Origin of the sequence: Maribacter aestuarii (assembly GCF_027474845.2) — a bacterium.
GTDB lineage: Bacteria > Bacteroidota > Bacteroidia > Flavobacteriales > Flavobacteriaceae > Maribacter > Maribacter aestuarii.
The window spans coordinates 3,291,551-3,314,281 of record NZ_CP107031.2 but is presented as its reverse complement, the minus strand read 5'-3'; the positions used below and the strand labels follow the sequence as shown (position 1 = coordinate 3,314,281).

The 22,731-nt window shown below is 38.3% G+C and carries 13 protein-coding genes and 1 pseudogene; 7 read left to right on the top strand and 7 right to left on the bottom strand.

The window, feature by feature from the left end; all coding sequences use genetic code 11:
• Positions 1–405 precede the first annotated feature (405 nt).
• Positions 406–1,383 carry a glycosyltransferase family A protein gene (locus N8A89_RS15075; RefSeq protein WP_289644548.1) on the top strand — a complete coding sequence of 326 codons (978 nt, stop codon included), beginning with the start codon at positions 406–408 and terminating at the stop codon, positions 1,381–1,383.
• A gap of 74 nt (positions 1,384–1,457) precedes the next feature.
• On the opposite strand, the gene N8A89_RS15070 is transcribed toward N8A89_RS15075, so the two are convergent.
• The 4 genes and pseudogenes from N8A89_RS15070 to N8A89_RS15055 form a co-directional block, all read right to left on the bottom strand.
• Positions 1,458–3,266: an Ig-like domain-containing protein gene (locus N8A89_RS15070; protein ID WP_281542973.1), complete on the bottom strand. Its 1,809-nt coding sequence runs from the start codon at positions 3,264–3,266 to the stop codon at positions 1,458–1,460.
• 547 nt (positions 3,267–3,813) lie between these two features.
• Positions 3,814–5,091, bottom strand: coding sequence for a nucleotide sugar dehydrogenase (locus tag N8A89_RS15065; RefSeq protein WP_281542972.1), 1,278 nt, complete (start codon positions 5,089–5,091; stop codon positions 3,814–3,816).
• A gap of 37 nt (positions 5,092–5,128) precedes the next feature.
• A complete protein-coding gene (locus tag N8A89_RS15060; RefSeq protein WP_281542971.1) occupies positions 5,129–6,130 on the bottom strand; it encodes an SDR family oxidoreductase in 1,002 nt (333 codons plus the stop codon).
• A gap of 334 nt (positions 6,131–6,464) precedes the next feature.
• Positions 6,465–7,804: pseudogene (locus N8A89_RS15055) on the bottom strand (UDP-glucose dehydrogenase family protein).
• Positions 7,805–8,493: 689 nt separating this feature from the next.
• Here N8A89_RS15055 and N8A89_RS15050 point away from each other — a divergent pair.
• From N8A89_RS15050 to N8A89_RS15035, 4 genes are read left to right on the top strand one after another with little or no spacing between them, the layout of a single operon-like run.
• On the top strand, positions 8,494–9,582 hold the full coding sequence (locus N8A89_RS15050; protein WP_289645568.1) for a DegT/DnrJ/EryC1/StrS family aminotransferase: 1,089 nt from the start codon (positions 8,494–8,496) through the stop codon (positions 9,580–9,582).
• Complete coding sequence (locus tag N8A89_RS15045) at positions 9,582–11,519, top strand: polysaccharide biosynthesis protein (protein ID WP_281543295.1); 1,938 nt, start codon at positions 9,582–9,584, stop codon at positions 11,517–11,519. Before N8A89_RS15050 ends, N8A89_RS15045 begins: the two co-directional genes overlap by 1 nt.
• 37 nt (positions 11,520–11,556) lie before the next feature.
• Positions 11,557–12,336: a polysaccharide biosynthesis/export family protein gene (locus N8A89_RS15040; RefSeq protein WP_281542970.1), complete on the top strand. Its 780-nt coding sequence runs from the start codon at positions 11,557–11,559 to the stop codon at positions 12,334–12,336.
• A 60-nt stretch (positions 12,337–12,396) separates the two neighbouring features.
• Entirely contained in the window at positions 12,397–14,766 is a 2,370-nt protein-coding gene (locus tag N8A89_RS15035; RefSeq protein ID WP_289644547.1) for a GumC family protein, read from the top strand.
• 14 nt (positions 14,767–14,780) lie between these two features.
• Here N8A89_RS15035 and N8A89_RS15030 read toward each other — a convergent pair whose 3' ends face one another.
• The 3 genes from N8A89_RS15030 to N8A89_RS15020 form a co-directional block, all read right to left on the bottom strand.
• Positions 14,781–15,524: a tyrosine-protein phosphatase gene (locus N8A89_RS15030; RefSeq protein WP_289644546.1), complete on the bottom strand. Its 744-nt coding sequence runs from the start codon at positions 15,522–15,524 to the stop codon at positions 14,781–14,783.
• Positions 15,525–15,553: 29 nt separating this feature from the next.
• The gene (mnmE, locus tag N8A89_RS15025) at positions 15,554–16,942 is read right to left on the bottom strand and encodes a tRNA uridine-5-carboxymethylaminomethyl(34) synthesis GTPase MnmE (RefSeq protein ID WP_281542969.1); all 1,389 of its coding nucleotides are present in this window, start codon (positions 16,940–16,942) and stop codon (positions 15,554–15,556) included.
• Between the two features lie 609 nt (positions 16,943–17,551).
• Positions 17,552–17,899, bottom strand: a complete 348-nt coding sequence (locus tag N8A89_RS15020) for a hypothetical protein (RefSeq protein WP_289644545.1) — start codon at positions 17,897–17,899, stop codon at positions 17,552–17,554.
• Between the two features lie 286 nt (positions 17,900–18,185).
• Here N8A89_RS15020 and N8A89_RS15015 point away from each other — a divergent pair, with 286 nt between their 5' ends.
• Together N8A89_RS15015 and N8A89_RS15010 are read left to right on the top strand one after the other, a co-directional pair.
• The gene (locus tag N8A89_RS15015) at positions 18,186–21,203 is read left to right on the top strand and encodes an FG-GAP-like repeat-containing protein (RefSeq protein WP_289644544.1); all 3,018 of its coding nucleotides are present in this window, start codon (positions 18,186–18,188) and stop codon (positions 21,201–21,203) included.
• Between the two features lie 3 nt (positions 21,204–21,206).
• Complete coding sequence (locus N8A89_RS15010; RefSeq protein WP_281542966.1) at positions 21,207–22,610, top strand: T9SS type A sorting domain-containing protein; 1,404 nt, start codon at positions 21,207–21,209, stop codon at positions 22,608–22,610.
• The last annotated feature ends 121 nt before the right edge of the window (positions 22,611–22,731 follow it).

Sequence of the window (22,731 nt, the reverse complement as noted above, 5' to 3'; positions counted from 1 at the left end):
TAATATATGAACGTATAATTATATTCGATTAAATCCAATTATAATTATTATTAGATGAATAATGTAAAAAAACGGTTGTAGGTTTAAAAATTAGTAGAGTTTTAGGTTTTACCGAATGTTTTAGATTATTGGTTTTTAACATTTTAGTTTTGAATTAAAAACTTAAGATTGAACTTTATTTTAAATTAATTATGTAAGTTAAAGCTTGGGGCAGCAATAATTCTTCTTTCAGTTTTAAGAATAATTCTAAACACTTTCAAGTATCTCTAATTTAATCGCAAGAATCAGAGGCTAATATCGTTTAATCATTAAGTAAAATTATATATTACGATAATTTATAGGTTAAAAATTTAGAAAGACTTTTAGTTCGGACACTAATTTCATAATGAACAATCAAGCTTATTAATGACTAAACTAAATAATTCTGATACTAATTCGAAAGCAAAAAAAATGCCTGATTTGTTTTTTACAATATTTACCCCAGTCTATAATCGCAAGCACACCATATATAGAGTGTGGGATAGTTTAAATAATCAGACTTATAAAAATTTTGAATGGATTATTATTAATGATGGCTCGCAGGATGGTATTGAATCGTTACTTGATTCTTATAAAGAAAATGCTGATTTTCCAGTACACATATTTCACCAAAAGAATAGTGGTAAACATATTGCTTTTAACAAAGCTATAGAAGAAGCTAAAGGAGAGCTATTGGTCCCTGCTGATTCGGATGATAGTTTTATTCCCACATCTCTAGAGATTTTTAAGAACAAATGGTCTAAATATAAAGGTGATGATATATCTGGTATTTCAGTTCTATGTGTAGATGAAGATGATATGATAGTTGGGGATAAATTTCCTTTAGAAGGCATATCTAATTATTTTGAAATTATTTATAAAAAGAAAGTGAATGGGGAAAAATGGGGATGTACTAGAGTTGATATTCTCAAAAAATATAAATTTCCAATACTTAAGGGCGCTAAGTTTTTTCCGGAAAGTTATATTTGGTCACAAATTGGTTTAAATTATCAGACAGTTTATTTAAATGAACCTCTAAGAAAGTATTATCAAGATGCCGGTAATCAATTAATGAAAGATACTGATTTATCTATCAAGGCTTTAGAGGTAAGAAGCTATTTTTACATTTGGTTTATAAACAATATAATTCCAAAAGCTGGGAAAATAATGGGGCCTAAAGAGTATCTAAAACAATTTTTTTCTCTTTGGAAATACTCAATACTTTCTAAGAAATCATTTAATAATACAATCCTTGAAATTAAAAGGCCATTTCATAAATTAATTATGGTATTAACTTTTATTCCCTCTATTCTAATATTTAAAGTACTAGAAAAAAATAGTAGTGAAATTAAATCAAAATCTTAGTTATATATTTATATCAAGAACCGTGTTACGTAAAAACTTTAAAAGTATTTTAAAAAAGAAATAAAACCTTTAAATTAAAAATCTACTTGATTCAAATAGTCTTCTAAATTTGTATAACCGTCTCCATTAATATCCTCTGATCCATCAATACTATTATTTGGGTCTAAACCTTGTAAAATTTCCCAAGAATCTGGCATACCATCATTGTCGCTATCAAAATTTGATTCACGTTTGTTGATGGGAATATTGCTCACTTTAGAATGAAAAGAAATATAATGTGGGTATCCAATAGGGTTTATTGGATAACTGTAACTTGTATAAGTATTGTTTTTTACATCAAATCTATATAGGTCATCTATGAAATCCCACTCAATTCTTACATTTCCTACTTCATCCAAAGAAGCGTTAGCTCCAGCACTGTTCTCTACATTCTCTTTTGCTTCAATAGGATTTAAAAGTGGAATACCCTTTCCTAAAAGAGGAAATTGATTTTCACTTTTAAAACTTATAGGAGAAGTTATTGCTGAAGACATCTGCAAAGCATAATTAAATGACGGACTGCTATTGGACCCCCATCTATGAACCCATACAGTGCTATAGTCATTTTGATTTAGAGTTGTTGTCACATCATTTATATAATTGTTATAACTATAAATCAATGGGAATGGTTGCCCAGCACCAGTTACGTCTATCCAGTTGACCCTTTCGGCTACAGCCAGAGGAACTTGCCCTCTTTGCCAATAATTGCCTATAACATTGTGCTTTACATTGTTATTATTCGCTGAAATGATTAGCCTACTGTACCAATTGTGAACGACATTATTAATGATGTCAACTTGATTATCAGGACTACATGCCGGAAATCTATGGCTAATATTTGTATACAAATTGCGCAAATATGAAAAACTTGATCCGTTACTGTATGTATCTCCTGCCGTAGTGCCAGTAGAACTTTCTGCCATTATACAGTATTGAAGCGTAAGATTATTTGGCGCTCCTGGGAAATCAATGGCTTCATCACCTCCCCAGCTAAAGGAACAATGATCCACTATTATATTATCACAATTATTACATTGGAAGGCATCAGAGTTTCCACCTTGATAATATTTCGGCCTTACCCTTATAAATCTAAATATAACATTATTTAAGTTCGCTAATTCAAATAAAGGTCTGTTAGTCAAACCTCCCGTAAAGGTTATACCTCCTGTCGGAGCAGTTTGACCTGCCACAGTGACATTATTAACACTACCTGATAATGGTGAATAAAGCTCAATCGTTCCAGATACATCAAAGATTATAACCCTATTACTACCCCATGCGGCCCTGAAAGAACCTGCACCATTATCTTCTAAATTAGTCACCCTAAATACTTTCTGTCCACGACCGCCAGTTATATTAGAAGCTGCACCATAAGCTCCTGGAAAAGCCTTAAGCTCTCCGTAACTTCTATTGGCGGTACCAACCACAACCGTCACATTACCTTCTTCAGTAGTAATAGTTTCATCCTCGTTAATTATATCTGTAGAATAAGTAAAAGTATCAACAATAGTACCCTCATCGTTACTATTCGCCGACATTTCATAAGTCAATGTATTATCATTATTTATTGAAACTGTTCCATAATTTGGAGAAGTGGTACCTGAAATTATAATTTCTTCTGGATTTTCAAATGAGTCGTTTGCGAGAACATCTAAGGTTACGTTACTTTCAGGACTTACTTTATAAAAGTCATCTGACACATAAGTATTTAAATTTATACTATTTAGTGGATCTGTAATCACATAATCAGATAACAAATCAGAATCTTTACTACAAGAAGTTAATAAAACAATAATAACAAAAAACAATGACGCCGGGGCAGCGTAATTTAGGTTAAGTTTCATACGTACTTTTTAAACATTAATATTTGGGTTTTCCAAATCTATTTTAAATTTTCATTTCATCGATGAAATTTGAGTTTTTTTCGACAAAATGCATTTTACTTACCAGAGTATTACGTGAAACATGACACTTTTAGTTTTTTGAAAATCACTTATTCGATGAACGCACCTTTTTTTTAACAAATTTAACATCGGTACTAAAAAATATATAGGAAGGACTGACAATAAGAATTTTCTTAAACAACTAATTCCATTTGCGTTTAGTGGTATCCGGATGTAAAGTGAGCATCTTAGATGCAAAGCTTTTTTACTTCTTTGCAAAGTGTTGTTTTAAAATAAAATCTTAAGAGTAGAATTTTTAGACTATCAAGAATAAAATAGTCATGGAAATTGTCATGTACAAACTAATACATAATATCTAAAAGTAAATCAAATTATTCTTAATTCGCTTACTGAAGAAACTAATCTACATGGAGATTAGTAATGTATATAAAAAACCCAGTATAATATACTGGGTATCAACAATGGTTCAAAAAATGAAAATCACGTCTTAAAGTCTACCATCCACCTTCTCCTCTAAAATGCCTTTTACATCATAAATAATACCATCAGTACTCAGTAATTTTCTCAACTTTAATTTCAAGAACTCCTTGTGTGCAACAGTTAAGACTATAGCATCAAATTTTTCTTCTGGAACATCTACTATAGTAGAAAGGGAATATTCTTTTTCAACTTCTAGAGGTGAAGCCCAAGGGTCATATACCGTCAATTCAGCTCCATAACTTTGCAGGTTAGAGATAACATCCACAGCTTTTGTATTTCGGACATCTGGACAATTTTCTTTAAAAGTGATTCCCAATATTAATATCTTAGCCCCTTTAATTTTCAACTCCTTTTGGACCATTATTTTTACGACCTCAGAAGCCACATACTTACCCATGGTATCATTCATTCTTCTTCCCGCCAGGATTATTTCAGGGTGGTAGCCATACTCCTGTGCTTTTTGAGCAAGGTAATAGGGGTCCACGCCAATGCAATGGCCACCAACTAAACCAGGCTTAAATGGTAAGAAATTCCATTTGGTTCCTGCTGCCTCTAATACTTGATTAGTGTCTATTCCCATTAAGTTGAATATTTTGGCCAATTCATTAACAAAGGCAATATTTATATCACGTTGTGAGTTCTCTATAACTTTTGCTGCCTCTGCAACCCTAATAGTTGGTGCCAAATGAGTTCCCGCAGATATAACAGAAGCATAAAGCTCATCAACTTTTTTACCTATTTTTGGCGTAGAACCAGAAGTAACCTTCAGAATTTTATCAACAGTATGTTCCTTATCTCCAGGATTGATTCGTTCTGGGGAATAACCTACGAAAAAATCCTTATTAAATTTTAATCCGCTAATTTTTTCTAGAACAGGGACACATTCTTCCTCAGTTACACCGGGATACACAGTAGATTCATAAATGACAATATCTCCTGATTTTAATACTTCGCCAACGGTCTCACTTGCCTTATAAAGTGGAGTTAATATTGGTCTATTAGTTTTATCAACCGGTGTGGGAACAGTAACGATATAGTAATTACATTTGGAAATATTATTTAAATCATCAGTACAAAACAAACCTTTCGTCTCATTACAAGAACTCTTTAGCACAGAGTGTAAAGTGTCATTATCAACTTCTAAGGTGGTGTCAATTCCCGAATTTAATTCTTCAACTCTTTTTTTATTTATGTCAAAACCAACTACAGCATATTTTGTTGCGAACAATCTGGCTAAAGGCAAACCAACATAACCAAGACCTATTACGGCAATATTTTTATTCATTTTTTTAAATATTTAATATTAGAAAAGTCATGTTAAACTATTTTCTTAAATTATCCCAATACCACTTAGTAGCTTCCTTTAACCCCTTAATGATATCGAATTGAGGATTGTAACCAAGTAATTTTTTAGCCTTTTCTATAGAGGCCAAGGAATGAGGAACATCTCCCTTTCTAATATCCCCGTATTTTACCTCAATAGACTTAATATTCGAATCAAACTCACTCAAAAATATCTTTAGATGCTCAATAAGTTGATTTAAATTAGTACGTTCTCCAAAAGCAACATTATATATGGTATTGATAGCGTCTGGATTAGTTGTCAAAATTGATCTTATATTCATTTCAATAACATTATCAATGTAAGTAAAATCTCTCGAAAAACTCCCATCTCCATTTATCATTGGGGATTCATGATTCATTAACTGCGTGGTAAATTTAGGTATTACAGCGGCATACGCTCCATTAGGATCTTGTTTACGCCCAAATACATTGAAATAGCGCAAACCTATTGTTTCCAAACCATAAGTTTTCGAAAAAACATCAGCATAGAGTTCATTAACATATTTTGTTATTGCATAAGGTGACAAGGGTTTTCCAATTCGATCTTCTACTTTAGGCATTATTTTGGAATCTCCGTAAGTAGAGGAGCTTGCTGCATAAATAAATCGTTTTACGTCAGAATCCTTCGCCGCTACTAGCATATTTAAGAATCCAGATACATTCACACTATTACTGGTGACAGGGTCATTTATTGACCTTGGCACCGAACCAAGTGCAGCTTGGTGCAAAACATAGTTGACATCAATACAAGCTTGTTTACAAGTATCCAGATTTCTGATATCTCCCTCTAAAAGTGTAAAATTATTATTATCGATTAATTTCGAAATATTAGTTTTCTTACCAGTAGCAAAGTTATCTAAGCATGTAACTTTATTCCCATTTTTTATTAATGCCTCGCAAATATTTGAACCAATAAAACCAGCACCCCCAGTGACTAAAATTTTAAGATTCGGATTAAGGTTAAAATGCTCAATATCCATAATTGATTATTAGTTTTTGATTTAGCTCCAAAAGTGAGAAAAGATTTTAAGACATTAAACAATTTAATTCAAAGGGGATATATTTCCGATGAATGGTTATTGATTGAAATATTAATAATTATTGAAGATTTGTATAGTTTCATAAAAAAAGATCAAGCAATCTTTTATCATGGAAATTAGAATAGTCATATTAAAAGAATATTTCTAATTATATATTTTTCAAGAGTTGAAATATAAGATTTTATACGGATAAAAAATTAATTATTCTTTTTTGATTTAGATAATAAAGAATAAAATGTTCAAATTGAGCTAAAATATCGAATCAATTTAGTCATCAAAGACTTAGTGATGTTTTACCTATTTGATGATACTCCAAACCAAGTTTTTTAAGAAACTCATCCTTAAACTGATTTCTACCATCAAATATAATAGGATGCTTCATTTGTTTTTTTAACTCATCAAAATCGGGGGAACGAAATTCTTTCCATTCCGTCAAAAGTATCATTGCATCGGCATTACGTAAGGTTTCATATTTGGATTGAAAATAAGAAATGCCCTCAACATCTTTTAAGTAGAAATGCTCAGCCTCTTCCATAGCTTTTGGATCATAGGCATTAACTTTTGCTCCTCGATTTACTAACTCTTTAATTACATATATAGCAGGAGCTTCTCGCATATCATCAGTTTCTGGTTTAAAAGCCAGTCCCCACACGGCGAATGTTTTACCTTTTAAATTTTCGCCAAACCTTTTCACTACTTTTTTGCCAATCACAAATTTCTGATCATTATTAACGTCTTCAACAGCGCCTATCAATCTAGTAGTATAGCCATGTTCCAATGCAGTTTTTTTTAGCGCTTTTATATCTTTGGGGAAACAGGAGCCGCCATAACCGCTTCCTGGATATATAAAACTATAACCTATTCTACTGTCAGAGCCAATACCAATACGTATTTTATTAACATCCGCTCCCACCAATTCACAAATATTTGCAACTTCGTTCATAAATGAAATTTTAGTCGCCAACATTGCATTTGCTACGTATTTGGTCATCTCCGCAGATCGCACGTCCATTACAATAAATCGATCCAAACTACTTCTAAAAAAGGAGAATAGAGTACCCGCATTGTTTCCACAGCCTCTTCATTATCAGCTCCAATAATCACCCTATCCGGTTTCATAAAATCATTAATTGCATCTCCTTCCTTTAGAAATTCCGGATTTGATACTACATGGAAAGCAATATTAACTTTTCGGTGCTGTAATTCTTTTACAATAGTGGCACGTACTTTATCTGCCGTACCTACCGGAACCGTGGATTTATCTACCACAACCAAAGAATGGGTCATATACCGTCCAATTTCTTTAGCTACTTGTAAAACATATTGTAAATCCGCGGAACCATCATCTCCCATGGGAGTGCCAACGGCTATAAAAGCCACATCGCATTTCTCCAGATGGTCTGACAAAACAGTACTAAAATGTAGCGTTTTATTCGAGATATTACGCTTAACTATAGCCTCGAGACCAGGCTCATATATCGGTATGATACCCTTTTTGAGGTTCTCAACCTTTGTCTTGTCAATATCAATGCAGGTAACCGTATTCCCCATTTCTGCAAAACACGCACCACTAACCAAACCTACATATCCAGTTCCAATAATTGTAAGATTCATATTTCTCTAATTGTCAAAAATTGGTTTAAATTTAAAATGAATGCAAAGATGTAGAAAACATTTAGAAAAAGAAAACTTTGAAAGTTCCAAGCCATATTTACTTTTTAAGAAACCAATGTCCTCAAAAATATACACTGATCATATCCTCTATATTCTACAAACCGCAAATTTCAATCATTCAATGTTGAACAGAATATAAAAATTCAGCATCGTCTTAACAAAAGAGATTAAAAAGCTAGTTTACAAATTATTTTTCATAGGGTCTATATTTTTACATTTTTGCTATTTTATAACTTTAATCACGTGCGAGCTTTGAAAATAAATAGATAATCAATGAAGTTCAAAAGAATATTGAGTTTCACTATCCTCAAATCGTCCAATGTCTTATGTTGAAGGATATGTATGATAAGGTAAAATAGGTGTTTTCTTAGCCAAAAAAAACCTGTAATAAGCTTATATCCGATTTTTTCACACCTTTGGCGAAATATGTTCTAATATTTAACCGCTGACCGTAATAAATATTAAATTTGTCTCTTAGTCTATTATGTCTTGATTTGTTGAATTACGATTTTGTACTGTATTTCTTTCTGTCAACATAAGAGCCTAAGGATGTTAGAAGTTTCACTAAAAATGGTCGAGAAAATTTGGAAACGAAAATAGCGGATAAAATATGGCTTTCATCTCCCCACATGGGCAATGCCGAGAGAGTTTTTGTTGAAGAAGCGTTCAAAACAAATTGGATAGCGCCGTTAGGCCCTAATGTTACCGGTTTTGAAAATGATATCAAAAGTTATTTAGGTGAGGATGTACATATAGGAGCATTAAGTTCTGGAACTGGGGCTATACATTTAGGACTCGAAATATTGGGTGTCTCCCCTGGCGATGAGGTCCTTTGCCAAAGTTTTACATTTTCTGCTTCAGCCAATCCCATAGTCTATCTTGGTGCGAAACCTATTTTTATTGATAGTGAATCCAATACTTGGAACCTATCTCCAATTCTTTTAGAAAAGGCAATTAAAGATCGAATAGAAAACTATAAAAAGCCAAAAGCTATCATTGCAGTGCACTTGTACGGAATGCCTTACGATACTGACGCCGTACATGAAGTGGCTCAAAAATATGACATTCCCATTTTGGAGGATAGTGCGGAAGCATTGGGTAGCAGCTATAAAGGAAAAAAGTGTGGGACCTTCGGTGCCATTGGTATTCTTTCCTTTAATGGCAATAAGATTATAACCACCTCGGGTGGTGGGGCTATAACGAGCCCTAATAAGAAATATATTGAAAAGGCCATTCATTTGGCCACCCAAGCTAGGGATGCCGCTCCCCATTACCAACATTCCAATATTGGATATAATTATCGCATGAGCAACGTTCTTGCCGGTATAGGTCGCGGACAGATGCAGGTCTTACAGGATAGGGTAAATACCAGACGAGCAAACCATGAGTTTTATTTGAAAAATTTAGACGGTTTTGAAGGTATTGATTTCTTGAAGGAGCCCAAGGATTACTTTTCCAATAGATGGCTAACTTGTATACTCACGCCTTCTTATGAAGCACGAGAAACGATACGACTGGCCTTACAGAATGAAAATATAGAATCCCGACCACTGTGGAAGCCTATGCATTTACAGCCTGTTTTTAAAAGCAATCCCAATTATATGGACGGAACTTCCGAGGATTTGTTTCTTAGAGGATTGTGTCTGCCAAGTGGTTCCAATTTATCAGAGATAGATTTGGAACGTGTTGTGGGCATAATTAAAAATAACCTACCATGATGATTCAAGATTATTTCACTTTCAATGCCCAACGCTATGCTTCTAAATGGTTGGTTTTAGGTATTGATATTGCAATTGTAAGTTTATCTTTTGTACTATCCTATCTCATAAGGTTTAATCTCACCTTAGATTTTGAGGTAGAAAAACTAATATTACAATTGCCCATAATAATGATTGCCTCTGCCCTCGCTTTTATAATCGTGGGCTCTTACAAAGGCGTAGTAAGGCACACTGGGGTGAGGGATGTCTATAACATTTTCAACGCCATTTGTTTGTCCAGTATCCTTATTATTTTCCTAGTACTGGCAAACAGGCAGTTTGGAATGTTTTATAATTTCACTATTCCATTGTCCATTATAATAATTAATAGTTTAATAAGCTTTGTTACCCTCACAGCGTCCAGATATGTTTTTAAAGCCATGTTCCATCAAATGTCGGGTGAGGCAAGAGCAATGAAAAATGTTTTGATTTATGGAGCAGGAGATTCAGGAATACTTACTTACAACGCAATTACCAATCATATAAGAAGTAACGCACGAGTAATTGGATATATTGATAACGATAATAAAAAAGTAGGGAAAAATATTAATGGAGTTCCTGTTTTTAACAAAAGCATCTTAAATGAGCACTTTATTCTGAAGAATAATGTGTCAGAAATAATATTTTCCATTCAAAATATAGATTCTAAACATTTACGGACCTTGGTAGAAGGCCTCGTAGATTTTCCAGTCTCCGTTAAAATTGTTCCACCAATAGAGGATTGGATCAATGGGGAACTCAAGGTGTCTCAAATAAAGCAGGTACAAATTGAAGACTTGTTGGATCGTGCCCCTATACAAATAAAAAATAGTAAAATCGCGTCGGAGTTATTGAATAAGAGTATCTTGGTGACCGGTGGGGCCGGCTCCATTGGAAGTGAAATCGTAAGACAAATTTGTACGTATAATTACAAATCCTTGATAATAGTAGATCAAGCAGAATCTGCGTTATACGACCTACAACAGGAATTGAAACAGAATGGATTCCACAATTTTATTCCGTTGGTTAGTGATGTACGGGATAAAAATAGACTAAACGCCATTTTCGATGAATATAAGCCAACCATGGTCTTTCATGCAGCGGCTTATAAACATGTACCCCTTATGGAATATAATTCATATGAAGCCATTAAAATCAATATAGCCGGCACAAAAACTGTTGCGGATTTGTCTGTTTTACATGGTGTTGATAAGTTTGTATTCGTTTCTACCGACAAAGCTGTGAACCCAACGAATGTTATGGGTGCTAGTAAGCGTATTGCCGAAATGTACATAGGTTGTATGCAAAAGGAAAATAAAACCAGGTTCATTACCACGCGATTTGGAAATGTACTGGGATCCAACGGTTCGGTAATTCCTCTTTTTAGAAAACAGATTGAAAAAGGAGGTCCTTTAACCCTGACTCACAAGGACATTACACGATATTTTATGACCATACCTGAAGCCTCCCAATTAGTTTTAGAAGCAGGCGCTATGGGTACGGGTGGTGAAATTTTTATATTTGATATGGGGGAATCCGTTAAAATATATGATCTCGCAAGGAATATGATAAAACTATCAGGTTTAAGATATCCTGAAGATATTGATATTAAAATAACCGGATTACGCCCAGGGGAAAAATTATATGAGGAACTCTTAGCAAATGGTGAGAATACACTACCCACTTACCATAAAAAAATAAAAATTAGCAAGGTCCGAGAATTGGATTATGCAAAGACAAGGTCTAAAATTGATGAGCTTTGCATTACAAATATGTTTTTTAACGGGAATACAGTCAAGTTAATGAAAGAAATTGTTCCGGAGTATATATCTAAAAACTCTGATTTGTGCGAATTGGATAAAAAAGAAGATAAAACTGAGGGTCTAAGTAAACCCAATTTAAAGATTGTTCAGTCATAATTTTTCATTATTCTTGCAGGAAACAAAATAGAATAACATGCTAGAAAAAATAAAATCTCTACGTCTCAGTTCCATAGTTATCATAATGTGTATTATTACCTTTTCATGTACTAGTAAAAAGGAAATCGTTTACTTTCAAAATGCCCAAGACTACGAGACTATAATAAGTGATAATTCTCATACTCAGAAATTTAAAATTGATGATGTTATAAGTGTACATGTATCGACCCTTGATCCTGAAGCGAGCCTTCCTTTTAATTTACTTAAAGGTTCTGAGGAGGGTGGAATAAGAGCCGAACAAATAGATTATATCATAGACAAGAATGGCGAAATAGATTTTCCAGTCATCGGAAATGTCAGAATTGTCGGAATGTCTCCGGAGGAAACCAAAGAATTATTAAAGGAAAAATTGGAACCATATCTTAAAAACCCTATAATAAATCTTCGTTTGAAGAACTTTACTGTAACTATACTAGGTGAAGTTAGAAGCCCAGGCACTTACTTAGTAAATGGTGAACAAATAACTGTTTTAGAAGCATTGGGTCTAGCAAATGATTTGACAATAAAAGGTATGAGAGATAACGTGTTGGTTATTAGAGATTTTAATGGAACTAAAGTTTACACTAGAATTGATTTAACCAAAAAGGAATCCTTGAATTCTCCTGTTTACTACCTTACACAAAATGATGTGGTTTATGTTGAACCTAATAAATCAGCGGTCTCTTCCTCTTCCTTAGATACAAGAGCATCAATTTGGGTATCAATTGCATCAGTTGTAATAACCTCATCGGTTTTTATTATAACCAGTAGTAATTAAACTTCTTTTAGTTCACACAAAACTCCCTTTGACGGTTGCAGATCTAATTCTTTCTAATATATGGAATCAAAAGACTTAATCAATTCTAATATGAACTTAGCCGAAGTATTAAAAGGCTATATCAGACATTGGAAATGGTTTCTACTTTGCTGTGGAATAGGGATTTTCATTGCAATGATCTATCTTAGGTATACGACACCTGAATTCGCCGTTCAGGCAAAATTACATATTCTAGAAGAAAAAAATTCTTCATCTGAATTGGCTGCTTTTAGTGATTTAGAGTTTTTGAGCGAAGGTGTAAATAAAATTGAGGATGAAATAGAGATATTAAATTCTCGATCTAATTTTATCCAAGTTGTCAAAGACCTGCAACTGAATGTTAAATATACTGTTCTTGGCAATGTAAAAAATTCGGAAATATATAACAGAAGGCCATTCAAAATTAACTTTATAGCTACTGATTCAATCATTAACAGTTCAGATTTCACCTTTTTCAGCAAGCTTTCTTCAAGTAGTTCTTTTGGTTACAGTCTAGATTTGGATAGTCCCTCTAAGATTTTCTCCTACGGAGAAAATATATCAACGCCTTTGGGTGATATCGTTATTACGCCAAACTTAGATTATCTAAAGGATTATATTGGACAAAAAATCAGAATAAATATTACACCTGTGGTTTCGGTTGCCGAATCTTATCAGCAGAAAGTAGCAATTGGTGCTACAGATGAACTTTCAAATATTATTACCATATCTCTTACCGACCCTATACCTCAAAAAGGTTTGGACATTTTAAATAAGTTAGTGGAAGTTTATAATTCAAATGCTGTAGAAGATAAGAAAATTATTGCTGATAGAACTTCTAATTTTATTGATGAAAGGATAAGGGAAATTTCTAAAGAATTAACATCTGTAGACCAAAGTGCGCAAGAGTTTAAAACCGAAAAAGGAGTGACAGATATTGCAAATGAATCCAATATCGCCTTAAATGTAAGTGCCTCCAATAGACAGGAGTTGGAAAACGCACGTACCCAATTGAATATAGCTTCCAGCATGAACAGTTATTTATCAGAAGAAAACGGATTTGAAGTCCTTCCTTCCAACGTAGGTCTTTCCGATGGTAGTATAGCTAACACAACGGCTCGCTATAATGAATTAGTCCTCGAAAGAAAAAGACTTCTAAAAAGTGCAGATGAAAAAAATCCTATAATAGTCAATTTAGACCAGCAGTTAGTCGGTTTAAAGCAAAGTATAAGTTCCAGTCTGAGCGGAATGGAGAGAAATCTAGGACTACAAGTAAATAATCTATCTGGTCAGTTATCGCGAATTAATTCTAAAATTTATTCAGCTCCCAAAAATTCCCGAGAATTGAGGGATATAGAGAGACAACAGCAAACAACAGAATCACTTTTCCTCTACTTACTACAAAAAAGAGAAGAATCACAAATAACCATGGCTTCCAGTTCACCAAAATCCAAAATTATTGATTATGCATATTTGATTCAGCAGGGACCAGTTAAGCCAAAAAAAACAATTGTCTATTTAGCTTCACTAATTCTAGGACTCTTAGTTCCATTTTCCATTATTTATGTGAACCAGTTGCTAGATAATAAAATAAATAATAAGAATGAGTTAGAGAACTTGGTTAAAGGAATCAATGTTATTGGTGAAATTCCAAGTGTAGGGAGAAAAGACGATTTATTGGTAAAAAAAGATGATCGTTCTGTACTAAGCGAGTCCATGAGAATTCTAAGAACGAATCTGGACTATATAATAAAATCAAAAAAGAACGGACGCAACAATATTATTTTCGTTACCTCCACCGTTCCTGGGGAGGGAAAAACGTTTATCTCTTCAAATTTGGCCATGATTTTGGCAAGCACGGAAAAAAAAGTACTACTTATTGGAGCGGATATTCGTAATCCTAAACTTCATAATTTTTTTGCGGGAAAGAACGTGGATAAACTAAAAGTATCGAAAAAAACTGGTGACGAAGGTTTAACAGAATACTTATTTAACCATAGCCTATCAAGTCAAGATATCATTAAATCCCTGCTTGTACATACTAGTACTATAGATATTATATATTCAGGTAAAGTACCTCCAAACCCGTCTGAATTATTGATGGGGGATAGAATGAAACAACTTTTTGAGGAAACATCGCAGCATTATGACTATGTAATTGTTGATACCGCTCCGCTAATGGTCGTGACAGACACTCTTTTATTAACTGAGTACGCCGATCAAATTCTGTATGTAACAAGGGCGGGGAATACAGAGAAAAAAGTCATTGAATTTCCTATGAAACTAAAGGAAGAAGGAAAATTACCAGGTTTATCGTTCATCGTAAATGATGTGAAAGAGTCCAACTTAGGCTACGGCGGAAAGTATGGTTATCATTATGGGAAGGGCACTACAAAATGGTGGAAATTCTGAGCGACCAGAATAGTCTAAGGGTTGAAATTGTATTTGGTCCTTTCAATTACTGGACGTACCAGTTCTAGTAAGTTTTTGCTTAGAGTGAGTTCTTTCAAATATATAAACTGTCTTTCATTATGAACATCAGAAGCAATAAAATCTATTTGATTGGATTTTAGAAGTTGAACCGTAGCTTTTTTAACCTCCCCACCATAATAATCTCCCAAAGACAACATATTCAATTGAAATAAAACTCCTTGCTCTTTTATTTTTTGATAGTTAGACATACTACCGTGCATATAAACGTAGCGTTCCGGATGAGCCAAAATTGGAAAAAGTCGCTTTTCTTTAACTTTTCCAACCGCTTGTTTGAAATTGATTGACTTTTGCAAATAGGACATTTCCATTAATAGATAATTTTCATCTAGAGTAAGCACCTTATTCTCTTGCACTAAATTCTCAAAATTTGCATCGATCATATGTTCTGCGGAAGCCCTAAGTGTGACATCCTTCAATCCTATTCTTTCTAATTCAATATGAAGTAGGTCTAATGCTTCAAAAATACTATTGCTATCATTTGGATAATAATTAGACATGATATGAGGAGTACATATGAAATTTTCAACACCTATAGCACCAAAAGCTTTAATTAAAGAAACTGATTCTTGAACATTTTTTGCTCCATCGTCAATTCCTGGAATGATATGGTTGTGTATATCGACGAATCCATCTAATTCATCTACTAAATAATATTTCTTTGAAAAAAAATCAAACATGAATATGCAATGTAAAATCTAAATTAGACTTATTTCCCGATGCAGAAATTGGCGAATATATTTCCTAAAAGATCGTCGGATGTAATTTCACCGGTTATTTCCCCTAGATAATAAAGTGCTTGTCGTATGTCAACAGCCAAAAGGTCACCTGAAACATCTTCCTCTAGGCCTAATTTTATTTTATCAACTTCTTCCAATGACTTCAGTAAAGCATTATAATGTCTTGTATTGGTAATAATGGTCTCCTGACTATGAATGGCCCCGGCATTTATAAGTTCTAATAACCTTATTTTCAAGTCTTCTACCCCTTTACCATCCCTAGCTGATAATAAATGCACATTATTAATTTGAGATTGAATATGCGCCCTCTCTTCATCACCTACCATATCTAACTTATTGGCAATAATTATTAACGGCGTCTTGGGATATTTAGCAGAAATGTTATCGATCTCTGCTTTATATCGCTCAATCTCATTTCTGACTTTTTGAGCCTCTATGAGATAGATAATAACCCGGGCGCTGGCAATTTTCTCAAAAGTTCGCTGTATACCCATCCCCTCAACTACGTCAACAGTTTCTCGGATTCCGGCCGTATCAATAAAACGGAAACCAAATCCTCCAATGGAGATCTCATCTTCTACAGTATCCCTTGTAGTTCCAGCAATTTCTGAAACTAATGCCCGGTCCTCATTTAAAAGAGCGTTCAACAAAGTTGATTTTCCTACGTTGGGTTCGCCAACAATAGCTACTGGAATACCACTTTTTATTACATTTCCAATGGCAAAAGAATCTATCAATCTTTTTAAAATATTTCCTACTTTATCCAATAAAACCTCAAACTGCTCTCGATTGGCAAATTCTACATCCTCCTCCGCAAAATCCAGTTCCAGTTCAATAAGGGAGGCAAATTGTATTAATTCGTCCCTTAGTTTTTTTATCTGATTACTAAATCCACCACGCATTTGTTGTAATGCAACTTGATGACTGGCTTCTGTTTCGGAAGCAATGAGATCAGCGACAGCCTCTGCCTGACTCAAATCCATTTTTCCATTTAAGAATGCCCTAAGGGTAAATTCACCAGCTTTTGCAGTGCGACAGCCCCTTCGTAAAAATAATTGGATAATCTCTTGTTGAATGAACAATGAGCCATGACAAGAAATTTCTACTACATTTTCTCCAGTATAAGAATTTGGACTTTTAAATACCGAAATCAGGACTTCATCCAACAACCGATCGCCATCCATAATATGACCAAGGTGTATGGTATGGCTTTTTTGTTGATTCAGTATCTTTCCAGAAATAGATTTAAAAGCCGCTGATGCTATTTCTATTGCCTCATTTCCTGAAATACGAATTACGGCTATTGCTCCAGAACCTGAAGGAGTGGCAAGCGCAATTATAGGTTTATCTCTTCTCATGGGTATCTAAACAAAAATAACTAATCTTAATTAGTAAGGTTGGTAGAATGCTTGAGTTAATCTTAAATCTTACCCAAAATCTGAAATTAAAAATTTATTATCCATAATTTTTAAGTTTTCTAATATCTTTTTTAAAAGTTAATAAGGTTATTTTATGAAATTCTAATAAATTAAAGTATTATTACAATTGGACTATTATTTTTTGTTTTTTATCTAGTTTACTAGCTTTTGTTAGTAGTATCGTCCTATTGCTTAATATATTAGCTGTCAAAGCAGTTCCCCCAGAAATTTTCTATTAATACTAAATCTGTCATACATCGTATGACATATGGATTGTATGAATAAAAGAACATTTAAAATGGACAAAGGGGTAATGTTAGCCTTTGCATCCTTGATTGTGGTATTAATTATTATTGGTTACACAGCGTTTAAATCTCATCCAGATGAACTTTTAAATGAGGATTTGGTAATGCTCAATGTCAATGATGTAATTAATGGTGTTGATTTTGACTCAAATCGATTCTCCCTTATTTATAATTCTGTTTCCAAAGAAAATTTAAAAGGTTCAATCAAACAAAAAGACATTTTAAAAAAGTCACCAAAGATACCTTATGATGAGCATATATTCTCTTCAGCCTTTGCACCCTTAATTCCGATCAGTGCAGACTTACCATCATTGGTCACATGGATTACTGGGGAAGAGCAATTAGGCAACGATGGAGACCTGGTTATTTCTGTGACAGACCAAAAATCCGTTGCCACTATTACGGCAGTAGATGTTACTGTGAATATTGCATCCAATGGAGATAAGGAATTGGATTTTTCGGCACCCACCGCTTTACTGAATTTAGGTAAGATTACGAATGCACTAAATTTTGTAGGTGGCACGGATAATTTTTCGCTGGTATACGTAGTTGGTGAAAGGCGCTCAACCTCTAGTTGTTGGCTATTTTCCAAAGGATACCATTACAACCAGGGGCAATTCGGACTCAATTATTCCAATTCAGGTATTTTTAGCGTAATTGGAAATCGATTTAGTGGGAATACCCCAGCAACCATACAGGAAGGAGATGTAATTGCACTAACCGTCAATGGTAATATTCACAAGAAATACCACAATGGTATTGAAATCTATTCCGGCACAACAGTGGGTACAACGAGTCACCCAGATTTAGATATTTTGATTAATGGGTTAAGAAGTTCCCCAAGCAATACCGGATTAAAAGAATATGGTAATGGCACAATGAAAGCGGCTGGATTTTACAATGCTGCTCTAACACCCTCTGAACTTACGGCCATTTACAATGAATTTAATAATATAAATACCGGTGGTAATGGAGCCATCGGCAAGTTCCTTAACGGGAACCTCCCGGTGGGTACACCGGACGACGTTAGCGGTCCCTTCGCCCCCGCCCTGTTATCGGAGACGGGCGCCTTCTCGGACCTGGCCGCCCTCACGGCCAGCGACGGGGTGGTCCCCTACGAGATGGTGGAGCCCTTCTGGTCGGACGGCGCCTCCAAGTCCAGGTGGATGGCCGTGCCCAACGACGGCACCCACGATACCGCGGAGGAGCAGATCGTGTTCTCCGACACCGATGCATGGGACTTCCCCAGGGGGTCCGTGCTGATCAAGCACTTCGAGCTCGGCGGAAAGCGCTTGGAGACACGCTTCGAGGTCAAGGGGGACGACGACGTCTACTACTACCTCACCTACAAGTGGAACGCCGCGCAGACCGATGCCGAACTGTTGGTGGGGTCCCTGGACGAGGACGTGGACGTCGACGGTACTGTGCAGAGCTGGCACTATCCCAGTAGGGCCGAGTGCGTGGCCTGCCACTTCCCGCAGAACGGTAGCGTACTGGGGCCCAAGACCAGGAACCTGAACAAGACCATCACCTATCCCGGGGGGGTGTCGGCCAACCAGCTGGCCAACCTGAGCGAGATGGGCATCATCGCCGAGAACATCACCGAAGCCAATGCGGGGAACTACATGGCCGTGGCGGCAAAGGACGACCTCTCCAGGTCCCTCGAGGACAGGGCGAGGAGCTACATAGACGTGAACTGCGCCAGCTGCCACAACCCCACCGTGGACAACATCGCACAGTTCGACGCGCGCTACACCACCCCGCTCGTGGACCAGAACATCGTGTACGGGGACGTGGCCTACGACCTGGGACTCCCCGATGGTAAAGTGGTCGTGCCCCAACAGACCGGGAGCTCCCTGATGCACCACAGGATGAACTCCCTGCAGCAGAACGTGGAGATGCCCCCCATTGCCAAGGACGTCGTGGACGCCGCAGGCGTGCAGCTCATCGCCGATTGGATAAACTCCCTGACGCCCATCGCCAACAACCCGCCACAGGCCGTGATCACCGCATCGGTCACCAACGGTACCGCACCCCTGCCCGTGGACTTCGACGCCTCCGCCTCCTCCGACGCCGACGGGGACGCCCTCACCTATGACTGGGACCTCGGGGACGGCACCACGGCTCAAGGGGAGACCGTGGCCCACACCTACGACGCACCGGGCGACTATACCGTGACCCTGACCGTGGACGACGGGCAGGACACCGGAGAGGACACCACAGTGATCACCGTAAGCATGAGCACGGACGCTTCGGCAGTGGCCTTCACCGAGGCCACCTCCCTCTTGCAGGGGGACAACTACAGCGGCCTGGTCATGGCCGTCGCGGACATGAACGGCGACGGAAGGGACGACATCGTACAGCTGGACAACGGAAGGAACCTCTCCGTACAGTACCAGAACGCACCCGGACAGCCCTTCGACAAGTACAACTTCGGGCCCGTGCCCAACATCCTCAACGACGGTAGGATACAGTGGAGCGTCACCGTCGCGGACATGGACCACAACGGTTACAACGACATACTCTCCGGAGGTTACTACGACGGGGTAAAGGTCATCGCCAACAACAACGGCAACGACTCCTATACCTCCCAATACCTGCCGGGACCGCTACTGTTCATACAGGGCAGCAACTTCGCCGACATCGACAACGACGGGTGGGCCGACATATTCGCCTGTAACGACGACGCGGAGTCCAACATATACATCAACGACCGCGACGGCACCTTTAGCGTCAACGAGACCATACTCGACACCGAGACCGTGCCCGCGAGCGACAACTCCGGGAACTACGCCAGCATGTGGGTCGACTACGACAACGACCGCCACCTGGACCTCTACATCTCCAAGTGCCGAGGGGGCGTCACCGACCCCACAGACCCCAGGAGGATCAACATGCTCATGCGCAACAACGGCGACGGCACCTTTACAGAGGACGCCGCGGCGGCCAACCTCAAGAACGGAGAGCAGACGTGGCTCACCGATTTCGGGGACATCGACAACGACGGCGACATGGACGCCATCATCATCAACCACGGGAGCGGGCCCAACCTGATGCGCAACAACGGGAACGGGACCTTCACCGAGGTCACCGCATCGAGCGGACTCCTGCCCACACTGGCACCGGAGAACCTCTACGGCGTACAGGGGTTCTTTAAGGACTTCAACAACGACGGGTTCCTGGACCTGATGGTCTCCGGGGACAACCACTTCCTGTTCTACAACAACGGGAACGGCACCTTCGCGCTCGCCGACAACCCCTTCAACTCCAATACCGTACAGTCCTTTACCGTGGGCGACCTGAACCATGACGGGTTCCTGGACATATACGCCGGGTACGCCACAGGGCTCAACACCCCCACCACCGTCAAGGACAGGCTCTGGCTCAACCAGGGCAACGCCAACAACTTCCTCAACGTACAGCTAACAGGCGTACAGAGCAACGTCAACGGCATAGGCGCCAGAGTCGAGCTCCACGGTCCGTGGGGAACGCAGATCAGGGAGGTCAGGTCCGGGGAGGGCTACGGCGTGTTCAACTCCTTCACCCAGCACTTCGGAATCGGGAGCGCCACCACAATAGACAGGATAGTGGTCCGATGGCCCTCAGGCATAGTCGACGAGGTAACAGCACCCAACCCAAACCAGTTCGTCACCATTACCGAGGGAGCCGACAACTGCCCCGACTCCGACAACGACGGGGTGTGCGACGATGACGACATCTGCCCGCTAGGGGACGATTCCATCGACGTGGACGCAAACGGCATACCCGATGCATGCGAGGGTTGTCCGGCAACAAACTTCAACGACTACCAGATAACGGCCTTTCCGGGACAGGACAACGGCACCTATGCCCTACAGGACGGGGGAAGCACCATCTATATGACCGGTAACGCCTGAAAGGTGATCGAGATAGATTACGACTTTACGCCCAATACAGTGCTGACCTTCGACTTCAGGAGCGATACCGAAGGGGAGATACACGAGGTCGCCTTCAACCAGAACACCTTGGACCTCAACCAGAGGACCGGGGCCGTGGTGTACGGGAACCAAGGGTACGCAGGTGACTTTACGGCAGCCCCCTACCCAGGGGACGGAACATGGCAGAGCTACAGCGTGCCCATAGGAACACGCATTAACGGGACCTTCCGGTACATGGTACTGATAACGGACGACGATGCCAGCGCGGAAGGAGATTCCTATTTCAGGAACATAACCCTGTTCGAGGACACCAACGGCAACGGAACGCCCGACGAATGCGGGACCCCGGAACCCTGTACCGGCACCGATGTCCCCACGGCAACCGTAGCCGGTACGGACGAAACGGTGACGGGCGCCAGCGACGGCTCCATCACCTTCACCTTCCAGGAAGATGCGGTGAACGGTGGAACGAGGACTGCCATGGAGTTCAGTATCGACGGCGGGGCCACCTGGCCCCAGGCTTACAGCGTACCGGACGACAGTGGCTCCTTCACCGTGCAGGACCTTGCACCTGGGGACTACCGTATATTTACACGATGGGGAGAAGGAGACTGCGAACAGGACCTGGGAACAACGACCATAGCCGAAGGAGGCACGTGCCCCGACTCCGACAACGACGGGGTGTGCGACGATGACGACATCTGCGAAGGAAGTGATGATTCGATAGATAGCGACAATGATGGCATTCCGGACGGATGTGATTCCGATACATGTGAAGAAGTTACCGTATCTATTCTATTTGACGATTATGCCAGAGAGACCTCTTGGGAGCTTTTAAATTCGAATGGTGTAGCGGTCTTATCGGGATCTGGGTATACAAATGCCGATGACTTTACAACACTGACCGAAAGTGTATGTTTGGAACAGGGTTGTTATGATTTCGTAATCTATGATAGCTATGGAGATGGCATATGCTGTGGGCAATATGGCGACGGAAATTACAGCGTAACAAAATCCGATGGAACCATTTTAGCATCAGGAGGCACTTTTACTACATCAGAGTCTACCAACTTTTGTATTGGCTCCACTCCTTTGACAGCGCGACTGCCGGTTTTAGGCAGTAATATTGACAAGAACCACCTTATTCTTTCGCCGGTCCCTGCAAATTCCCATATAAATTTAGAATTTGAATTTAAGTCACAGAATGTTGAGTTATTAGTAATCGAAATTTTTGATTTTTCCGGAAAACTAGTGATTTCTCAAAATATTAATTCTGAAGGTTTTAATGGAAGATTGGATATTTCCCAACTATCAAACGGCACTTACCTACTTAAATTAAAAGGGGAAAATCAAATTTTGAGCAAACAGTTTATAGTCAAACACTAACAACTTTCTGAGAATAAATTCTTACAGTGAGCTAAAAGAAGTCCTGAAATACCGATAATATCCTATGGTAGTCTTTGAACTTCAATTGACTTCTACCAATAGTTATTCAGATTAAATTCTA

What these genes read in the sequence shown, in the direction of transcription:
- N8A89_RS15030 (WP_289644546.1), bottom strand. Translation starts at nt 15,524, where the DNA reads ATGTTTGATTTTTTTTCAAAGAAATATTATTTAGTAGATGAATTAGAT.
- N8A89_RS15015 (WP_289644544.1), top strand. Translation starts at nt 18,186, where the DNA reads ATGAAAGCGGCTGGATTTTACAATGCTGCTCTAACACCCTCTGAACTT.
- mnmE (WP_281542969.1), bottom strand. Translation starts at nt 16,942, where the DNA reads ATGAGAAGAGATAAACCTATAATTGCGCTTGCCACTCCTTCAGGTTCT.
- N8A89_RS15035 (WP_289644547.1), top strand. Translation starts at nt 12,397, where the DNA reads ATGGAATCAAAAGACTTAATCAATTCTAATATGAACTTAGCCGAAGTA.
- N8A89_RS15060 (WP_281542971.1), bottom strand. Translation starts at nt 6,130, where the DNA reads ATGGATATTGAGCATTTTAACCTTAATCCGAATCTTAAAATTTTAGTC.
- N8A89_RS15045 (WP_281543295.1), top strand. Translation starts at nt 9,582, where the DNA reads ATGATTCAAGATTATTTCACTTTCAATGCCCAACGCTATGCTTCTAAA.
- N8A89_RS15075 (WP_289644548.1), top strand. Translation starts at nt 406, where the DNA reads ATGACTAAACTAAATAATTCTGATACTAATTCGAAAGCAAAAAAAATG.
- N8A89_RS15065 (WP_281542972.1), bottom strand. Translation starts at nt 5,091, where the DNA reads ATGAATAAAAATATTGCCGTAATAGGTCTTGGTTATGTTGGTTTGCCT.
- N8A89_RS15050 (WP_289645568.1), top strand. Translation starts at nt 8,494, where the DNA reads ATGGGCAATGCCGAGAGAGTTTTTGTTGAAGAAGCGTTCAAAACAAAT.
- N8A89_RS15040 (WP_281542970.1), top strand. Translation starts at nt 11,557, where the DNA reads ATGCTAGAAAAAATAAAATCTCTACGTCTCAGTTCCATAGTTATCATA.
- N8A89_RS15070 (WP_281542973.1), bottom strand. Translation starts at nt 3,266, where the DNA reads ATGAAACTTAACCTAAATTACGCTGCCCCGGCGTCATTGTTTTTTGTT.